The 8,209-nt window shown below is 35.4% G+C and carries 8 protein-coding genes; 6 read left to right on the plus strand and 2 right to left on the minus strand.

The window, feature by feature from the left end; translation table 11 throughout:
• Nucleotides 1-418: 418 nt before the first annotated feature.
• Nucleotides 419-1,213: a sulfite exporter TauE/SafE family protein gene (locus tag H6F47_RS16430; RefSeq protein ID WP_190347303.1), complete on the plus strand. Its 795-nt coding sequence runs from the start codon at nt 419-421 to the stop codon at nt 1,211-1,213.
• 107 nt (nt 1,214-1,320) lie between these two features.
• Here the strand turns inward: H6F47_RS16430 and H6F47_RS16435 are convergent, their stop codons facing one another.
• Nucleotides 1,321-1,980 carry a cadmium resistance transporter gene (locus H6F47_RS16435; RefSeq protein ID WP_190650056.1) on the minus strand — a complete coding sequence of 220 codons (660 nt, stop codon included), beginning with the start codon at nt 1,978-1,980 and terminating at the stop codon, nt 1,321-1,323.
• 25 nt (nt 1,981-2,005) lie between these two features.
• On the opposite strand from H6F47_RS16435, the gene H6F47_RS16440 reads away from it, so the two are divergent.
• Nucleotides 2,006-2,686 (plus strand): cadmium resistance transporter, encoded by a 681-nt coding sequence (locus H6F47_RS16440; protein ID WP_190650058.1) that lies wholly within the window; start codon nt 2,006-2,008, stop codon nt 2,684-2,686.
• 59 nt (nt 2,687-2,745) lie between these two features.
• Here H6F47_RS16440 and H6F47_RS16445 read toward each other — a convergent pair whose 3' ends face one another.
• Nucleotides 2,746-3,228, minus strand: a complete 483-nt coding sequence (locus H6F47_RS16445; protein ID WP_096569995.1) for an Rrf2 family transcriptional regulator — start codon at nt 3,226-3,228, stop codon at nt 2,746-2,748.
• 308 nt (nt 3,229-3,536) lie between these two features.
• Between H6F47_RS16445 and H6F47_RS16450 the strand changes: the two genes are divergently transcribed.
• The 4 genes from H6F47_RS16450 (at nt 3,537) to pheT (ending at nt 8,033) form a co-directional block, all read left to right on the plus strand.
• The gene (locus H6F47_RS16450; RefSeq protein WP_096569993.1) at nt 3,537-4,130 is read left to right on the plus strand and encodes a Crp/Fnr family transcriptional regulator; all 594 of its coding nucleotides are present in this window, start codon (nt 3,537-3,539) and stop codon (nt 4,128-4,130) included.
• A 467-nt stretch (nt 4,131-4,597) separates the two neighbouring features.
• Nucleotides 4,598-5,173 (plus strand): Uma2 family endonuclease, encoded by a 576-nt coding sequence (locus H6F47_RS16455; protein WP_137667891.1) that lies wholly within the window; start codon nt 4,598-4,600, stop codon nt 5,171-5,173.
• Nucleotides 5,174-5,198: 25 nt separating this feature from the next.
• Nucleotides 5,199-5,411: a type II toxin-antitoxin system VapB family antitoxin gene (locus H6F47_RS16460; RefSeq protein WP_190650060.1), complete on the plus strand. Its 213-nt coding sequence runs from the start codon at nt 5,199-5,201 to the stop codon at nt 5,409-5,411.
• A 186-nt stretch (nt 5,412-5,597) separates the two neighbouring features.
• A complete protein-coding gene (gene pheT, locus H6F47_RS16465) occupies nt 5,598-8,033 on the plus strand; it encodes a phenylalanine--tRNA ligase subunit beta (RefSeq protein WP_190650062.1) in 2,436 nt (811 codons plus the stop codon).
• Nucleotides 8,034-8,209: the final 176 nt, after the last annotated feature.

An 8,209-nucleotide genomic window follows, 5' to 3' on the forward strand; every position in this document is an offset into this window, starting at 1 on the left:
AAGTAAAAGATTTATAAGAAATTTTTTATAGTAGCTGCGTTTATTTTTTATTTGATGCAAATATTTCTATTTAAGTAACTTATTATTAGCGTTTAATTAGGATTTATTATTATTTAACTAGCAATAAAATCCCCCATAGCTGTAGTTTGTATTTCCTCAACTATTGATCATTTTTTCTCTATTCGTCAGCAAATAATCACCACAAAATCAACAAAAAATTATTTCATTTTCAGACCTTGACAATATACTTTTCCCAGGTGTACTATTAAAATACGGTAAGTCAATCAAGATTGCGGTGATTAACCCAAGTGAAGACAATCAGGTTAAGAAAATAACAACCTAAATTTTCACCAGAGGGAAAACTCATCCTTGAGGAGTTATTACAGATCACAGCTAAAACCCACTACAAAACAGGAACATGGACTACTTACTACTACCCGTTTTCAGCTTTTTCATCGGTATTATTGTCGGTTTAACAGGAATAGGAGGCGCATCTTTAATCACTCCAATGTTAATTTTTATTTTTCAAGTACCGCCTTCTATTGCTATCAGTTCTGATGTTGTAGCAGCCACATTAATGAAAGTAGTAGGTGGAGTCAAACACTGGCAACAAAAAACCCTAGATATAGAAATAGTTAAATGGCTGGCAATAGGTAGCGTTTCAGGTTCATTGTTAGGTGTAGCGGTTTTACATCAACTCAGAAACAGTAACCTCAACATAGATAATCTTTTGCTGCGGTTATTGGGAGTAATGATTTTAATTGTTACATTCACAGCATTAATCCAAATGTTGTTAGTGAAGTTTTTCCCCAAAGTCAATTTACCCGAATTACCAACATTAAATGTTAAAACTAATCAAGGGCGGTTTTTAACATTGTTAATTGGCGCACTTTTAGGTTTTTCTGTGGGTATGACTAGCGTTTCTTCCGGTTCTATGTTTGCCTTGGTTTTGATGGTTTTCTTTCGTCTTGATGCCCGTAAATTAGTAGGTACAGATATTACTCAAGCCGCAATTTTATTAATATTCACATCTTTAGGACATCTCACATTAGGAACAGTTAATTGGGGTTTAGTGATACCAATTTGGATCGGTTCAGTTCCCGGTGTAATTATTGGTGCTAAACTTTGTGAAATTACACCTCAACGCCCTTTGAAATTGATTATATACAGCATTTTAATGATGGTAAGTTGGAAGTTAGTTTTACCAGCATAAGTAGGGGTTAACCAAAATCACATTTCTCCATCTTAATAGAGATTTAGTGGAATAAAAAATATCTGTAAACCTGAAAATGCTTTTCCAATATTTTATTTTCAAATATCTTATAACAATGATTTGATCATTTCTAAAGTACCACGTTCATACATAATAAATAATCCCAAACCAATTAACACAAATGGAACTAAAGCCTTACCATAACGAGTTAGAATATCACCAATAGCAGCTTGACGACTTAATAAATAGGCAATACCACACCACACCCCTACCATAGATAAGAAAACAATCAGAATAATTCCTAAACTACCAAAACTCTGACCAGCAAATAAGGGAATGTAAATACTAATATTATCACCACCATTAGCCAGCGTTACAGCCGCAACTTTATAAGTATTAGGGTGAAGAATACTTAATAAAAAAGCAAATATGGGATTGGGATTTGATGACTCTAATAAATCACTATTTACTGTTTGTACTTCTGTATTTTCTTCTTCTCGATTCAATAAATATTTAATGCCAATTACTATTGGTAATAATCCTAATAATCCAATAAATTCTCGCTGAATCACTAAGCCACCAAAAAAACCTGGTAAACTAAGAATAATAATAGCTAAAAAACCAAGGTATTGACCGATAAAAATATGTCTACGGCGAAAATTACTATCTATTTGTGAAAATAAAAGTAGTAAAATAATAATATCGTCTATATTAGTGGCTGCAAAAGCGATAATACCTTGAGTAAAAGCAGTAATTAAACTATTCATGATGTTTGAAGATTAATGATGTAGAATGAATGATTTATTGATATCTATAATCACAGGAGTTGTAACTTTTATTGCTACTAATATTGATGATCTTGTGATTTTGTTGGTTTTTTTTGCCCAAGCTGATGATAATTTACAACCTTGGCAAATTGTTTTAGGTCAATATTTGGGTTTTACGATTCTTGTCATTCTCAGTTTACCTGGTTTATTGAGTGGTTTAATTATACCTACAAACTGGATTAGTTTATTAGGTTTGATTCCTTTGTCTATGGGTATTAGTAGTTTAGTTAATCAAGAACAAGATACCAATTTATCGGCTGAAATTAATACCGAAATTACACCATTTGCATCATCAAGTCAAAGTAATTTGTTAAGTTCTCAAATTTATACCATTACTCTAATTACTATTGCTAATGGCAGTGATAATATTACTGTTTATATACCTTTATTTTCTACCAATAAACTAGATAGCTTTTTAGTGATTATAGTTGTCTTTTTCCTCCTATTGTCAGTTTGGTGTTACGCAGCTTATAAGTTAACCCACCAGAAGCAAATAGCAAATTTTTTAACTAATTATGGTAGTTATTTTGTACCTTTTGTCCTGATGGGTTTGGGTATTGTAATCATCTATCAAAATCAGGCATTAAGTCCGATCAAACTCCTTGGTATTTGTCTGTGTTTGTTAGTTTTGATGAAAAAGAATTAATTGATTAATTGATTAATTGATTAATTGCTTTTCCCATATTTATTAGCTGATGACTCACACTAAATGTAATACATGGGATCATTTTGAGTGCGAGTTTCTTTTTCTTGACATAAGTCTTGGAGTGTGTGACTACGCAACACTTCACTAGAAGCGGTGTTAGCTTTTTCCCAAATTTCACGCACTAGAGTCCTTTCTATAGTTGGATTTTCAGAATTTTCTTTCTCTTTCCGTTCTCCTTCTACCAAGGTGACTATTTCTAGTAAGGTTATTTGCCAAGGTTCACGCACTAAAAGAAAACCACCTTTTGAACCGCGCTGACTCTGCACCACACCCGCACGTCGTAGTTGAGTGAGAATTTGTTCTAAGTAACGCTCTGGGATGGGTTGCTTGGCTGCAATTTCACTTATAGTTAGAGTAACTTTTTGATCATGGTGGCTGGCTAGTTCTAGCAGTGCTAAGAGTGCGTATTCCACCTTGGCGGAAAGTTCCAGGAGACGGTAGCTTTGACTATTCACGTCTGTATTTAAAATACTACTGTACATTGATAGATTTAAGAGCCTTTTTACGAAAGAAGTCTACTTTAAAGTGTTAAATGTGATAGCTTCTCACTTGTTTTACTAAAATATCATAAATCTATCGGATTACCGTAGTTATTTAATATAATTCCCATAGTTGCTCTATATTGACCAGAAATCAACACATTTGTAGGGTGCGCCCGATGTCAAAATTGCTTGATTTACTTGATTTGTGCGGTCTGACTTACCCTAGAAGATATTTTTGGCGTGACTTTCTGATCCGAAATCATATATACTACGGTTAGAACATCGGAAAATAGTAATATAATATACTTATGCCTTTAAATACAATTATTTTCGGGTTATCTACTGATAACGATCGCCAAAAGTTTCATTTTTCCAGGCGATCGCTCATACCCAGTAAAAAAAATGCCCTCTGGCAAATAGAAAGCGGCTTTGTCATGACTTATACCTACTTAGAAGACGGTACAACAGTAGCTTTAGGTTTATGGGGACCTGGGGATATAGTGGGTGAAATGCTGTCAAAAATCAAACCCTATTGCATAGAATGTTTAACTAATGTAGAAGCGAATATTTTAGCAGCAGATAACTTGCAGCAATTTACAGATGCTTTACTTCAGCACATCCATCAAGCAGAAGAATTAATGTTAATACGTAGCCATAAAAAAGTAGAAACTATGCTAATTCAACTTCTAGCATGGTTATCTAAAAAATTTGGCTCACAGGTAGAAACAGGGAGATTAATTAATATGCGACTGACACATGAAGACTTAGCCGCCCTTGTTTGTTCTACCCGTGTTACTATCACTAGATTATTAGGACAATTAGAAGATGCAGGAGTAATTGATCGAATGTCTTTGAATCGGATTATTGTCAAAAAAGAAAATATTTGGTATTACGAGATTTAAGTATAAGCATTCAGCCGTCAGCCAGAAATAAGAAGCTCATCAATAATAGGTTTTAAATTGGTTTCATTAAGACTGGTGTTATTTGACAACACAGGAGCATCCTTATTATTAACCCAGTCTTTCTCTAAAGAATAACTGGATAATTAATATTGTCTGAATATTGTCTGAATCAAGATATCCAGGATTTGAGGATTTACAGGATAAGTAACTAGAAAGCTGGTAAAATATATTAAATTTTTGATCCTGATTTGATATAATATCTATGATTGGTAGTAAAATGATAATGATATAGATATTAATTAGTTAACTATAGTTCCTAACTCTAGTTGCTAATTATCTAGTTAATCCTAATCATGGTTAATTACTGACAAATATCTGTTTTCATCCTGTAAATCCTCTAATCCTGGAAATCCTGATTCTGACAATATTGAAAAATACCTGTTTTATCCTATCACCCCATATTGACAATGACAGCCATAACCATTAACCTAAATCCTATCGTCAGATTTACCGATGATCAATTTTATCAACTCTGTCGGAAAAATCCTGATGTAAAATTTGAACGCAACGCTAAAGGAGAACTATTAATCATGTCACCCACAGGAGGGGAAACTGGAAGAATTAATTCAGAAATTAATGCTGATTTTGGTGTTTGGAATCGTCAAACTAAACTAGGCGTGTGTTTTGATTCTTCCACCTGTTTTAAACTTCCTAATGGTGCAAATCGTTCTCCAGATGTTGCATGGATTAAAAAAGAAAGATGGGATAGTTTAACCACAGAAGAAAAAACTAAGTTCCCTCCCATTGCCCCTGATTTTGTTTTAGAATTAATGTCACCTACAGATAGCTTGCAAGAAACACAAAAGAAGATGCAAGAATATATGGAAAATGGTGTAAAATTAAGTTGGTTGATTAATCCAAAAACACGCCAAGTAGAAATTTATCGTTTAGGTAAACCAGTCGAAATATTAACCGCACCATTAGAATTATCAGGGGAAGATATTTTACCAGGATTTATTTTAAACATGGCAATAGTTTGGTAAATGAAATTTTAGAGAAAAATACAATATGATGACAAATTTAGAAATAGACGAAAACTTAATCAAAGAAGCACTTGAACTGAGTGGTTATAGTGATCAAAGTGCTGTAATTGCAGAAGCTTTAAAACAATTTATACAACGACGAAAACAACAGGAAATTATAGAACTATTTGGTACAATTGAATATGAAGATGATTATGACTATAAACAACATCGTAAAATTTATAATTGTCAACAATAGTTGTGCTTCATCAATAGAAATATTTGCAGGTAATTCCAGCCTAAGCTCATTCATAACTTCTACCTGATAATCATTTTGTGAATCATATCTTGAACTTTAGCATACACAGCCAAATATCCTAAAAATTATAATAAAATTAATTATAAAATTAAAACAAAACACAAATCCAAACACAACGACAACTAAATGCGTATCTCTTTCAATTGGTTACGGGAACTCGTAGAAATTAACCAAACTCCAGAAGAACTAGCCCACACCTTGACAATGGCAGGGTTTGAGGTTGAAGATATAGAAGATCGGCGCACTTGGGCGGATGGCGTTGTGATCGGTAAAGTGCTGCAACGGGAACAGCACCCCAACGCGGATAAACTAAGTGTCTGTACAGTAGATGTAGGTGCAGAGGAAACATTAAACATCGTTTGTGGTGCGTCCAATGTCCGCGCAGATATTTATGTACCAGTTGCAACCAAAGGTACTTACTTACCCAACATCGACTTAAAAATTAAACCCACAAAACTTAGAGGTGTACCCTCAAACGGGATGATCTGTTCTTTAAAAGAACTGGGTTTACCTACCGATGTAGACGGGATTCATATTTTCACAGAAGAAAATCTCACTTTAGGTAGTGATGTACGTCCTTTTTTGGGTTTAGATGATGTCATTTTAGATGTCACCGCAACCGCTAACCGTGCAGATGCTTTATCTATGGTGGGTATTGCGCGGGAAGTTGCAGCTTTAACCGGTGGAAAATTATCTATTCCCCAACCACCAGCAGTTACAATTAATAATAATGCTGGAAATTTAAGCTTGAAGATTTCCGAAAATAAAGCTTGTCCTGCATACATTGGAACTGTTGTAGAAAATATCAAAATTGCCCCTTCTCCTGAGTGGTTAAAACAAAAATTACTTGCTGCGGGAGTCCGTCCCATTAATAATGTGGTAGATATCACCAATTATGTGTTATTAGAATGGGGACAACCGTTACACGCTTTTGATCAACAGCGTTTAAAATCTGTAGCTGGTGGTGAAAATTTAACCATTGGTGTGCGCTTTGCTGAAAGTGGGGAAACTCTCAAAACTTTAGATGGACAAACTCGCAATTTATCTACTCATAATTTGTTAATTACTGCTAATAATCAAGCTGTAGCTTTAGCAGGAGTCATGGGTGGTGAAGAAACAGAAGTTTATGAAGGAACAACCAGTTTAGTTTTAGAAGCTGCGTTATTTGACTCTGTTGCTATTCGTCGTTCTTCTCGCAGTGTGGGTTTAAGAAGTGAAGCTTCGGGAAGATATGAAAGGGGTGTAAATCGTGCCGAATTAGAAACAGCTTGCAACCGCGCTTTATCCCTAATTCAAGAACTAGCAAATGGTGTGATTACTCAACAGGAAATAGTTGATAATCGTCCTGATGCTTCCACCTGGTCCCATTCTATTGTTTTACGGTTAGATAGAATTAATGAAGTGCTAGGTCCCATTGATTTGGGATTAGAAACCGGAGAATTGGAAGCAGCAGATGTAGAAAGAATCTTGACTGCTTTAGGATGTGAATTAACTGATAAAAATGACCGCACTTGGACGGTAAAAGTACCACCCTATCGTTATCGTGATTTAGAACGGGAAATTGATTTAATTGAAGAAATCGCCCGTCTTTATGGTTATGATAATTTCGTTGATACTTTACCAGAAAAAACCGAACCTGGTTATTTACCTTTAGATCAGGAATTACTGCGGAAAATTCGCGCTTATTTGCGGGGTGAAGGTTTAACAGAATTAATGCACTATTCTTTGGTGAAACCAGGGGAAGATAAACAAATTGTTTTGAGTAACCCTTTATTTGCCGAGTATTCAGCTTTGCGGACTGATTTAATTTCTGGATTGATTGATGCTTTTCAATACAATTTAGAACAAGGAAATGGAGCGTTAAATGGTTTTGAAATCGGTCGCATTTTCTGGCAAGAAGAAGAAGGGTTAGATGAAGCGGAAATATTAGCTGGTATCATGGGTGGTGATACTAGCATTGGTAAATGGTCTCGTGGTGGAAGAGAACAACCGATGACTTGGTTTGAAGCGAAAGGTATTTTAGAAAATGTCTTTCAACAATTTGGTTTAGAGGTAGAATTTCAACCAGAAAATAGAGATTCGCGTTTACATCCAGGACGCACTGCTTCTTTATGGTTGGGTGGTAATAGACTGGGAACTTTTGGACAAGTTCACCCCCAACTGAGAAGGGATAAGGGTTTACCAGATGAGGTTTATGTGTTCCAAATTAGTTTGGATACTTTGTTAAATGCACTGGATAATGATGATTTACTAATTCCCAAGTTTAAATCCTATTCTACCTATCCCCCAAGTGATAGAGATTTGGCATTTTTTGCACCTGTGAAAGTCACAGTTTCCGAACTGGAAAAAGTGATTAACAAAGCTGGGAAAGGGTTGTTAGAATCGGTGGAAGTCTTTGATGAATACCGTGGTGAAAATGTACCTGCGGGTCAAAGAAGTTTAGCTTTTCGTTTAGTTTATCGTGCTGGCGATCGCACTCTCACTGATAATGAAGTTGAACCTGTACATAATAAAGTGCGGGAAGCTTTAGTAGAAAAATTCGGTGTGAGTTTGAGAAGTTAATTTATCAAAGTCCGCTGATAACTGCACCTTGGGCATACATAGGGAATAGAGTGACTGGTGACTGGTGATTGGTGACTGGTGATTGGTGATTGGGGACTGGTGACTGGTGATTGGTGACTGGGGACTGGTGACTGGGGACTGGGGACTGGGGACTGGGGACTGGGGACTGGGGAATG

It is taken from the genome of Sphaerospermopsis sp. FACHB-1094 (assembly GCF_014696195.1).
GTDB lineage: Bacteria > Cyanobacteriota > Cyanobacteriia > Cyanobacteriales > Nostocaceae > Sphaerospermopsis > Sphaerospermopsis kisseleviana.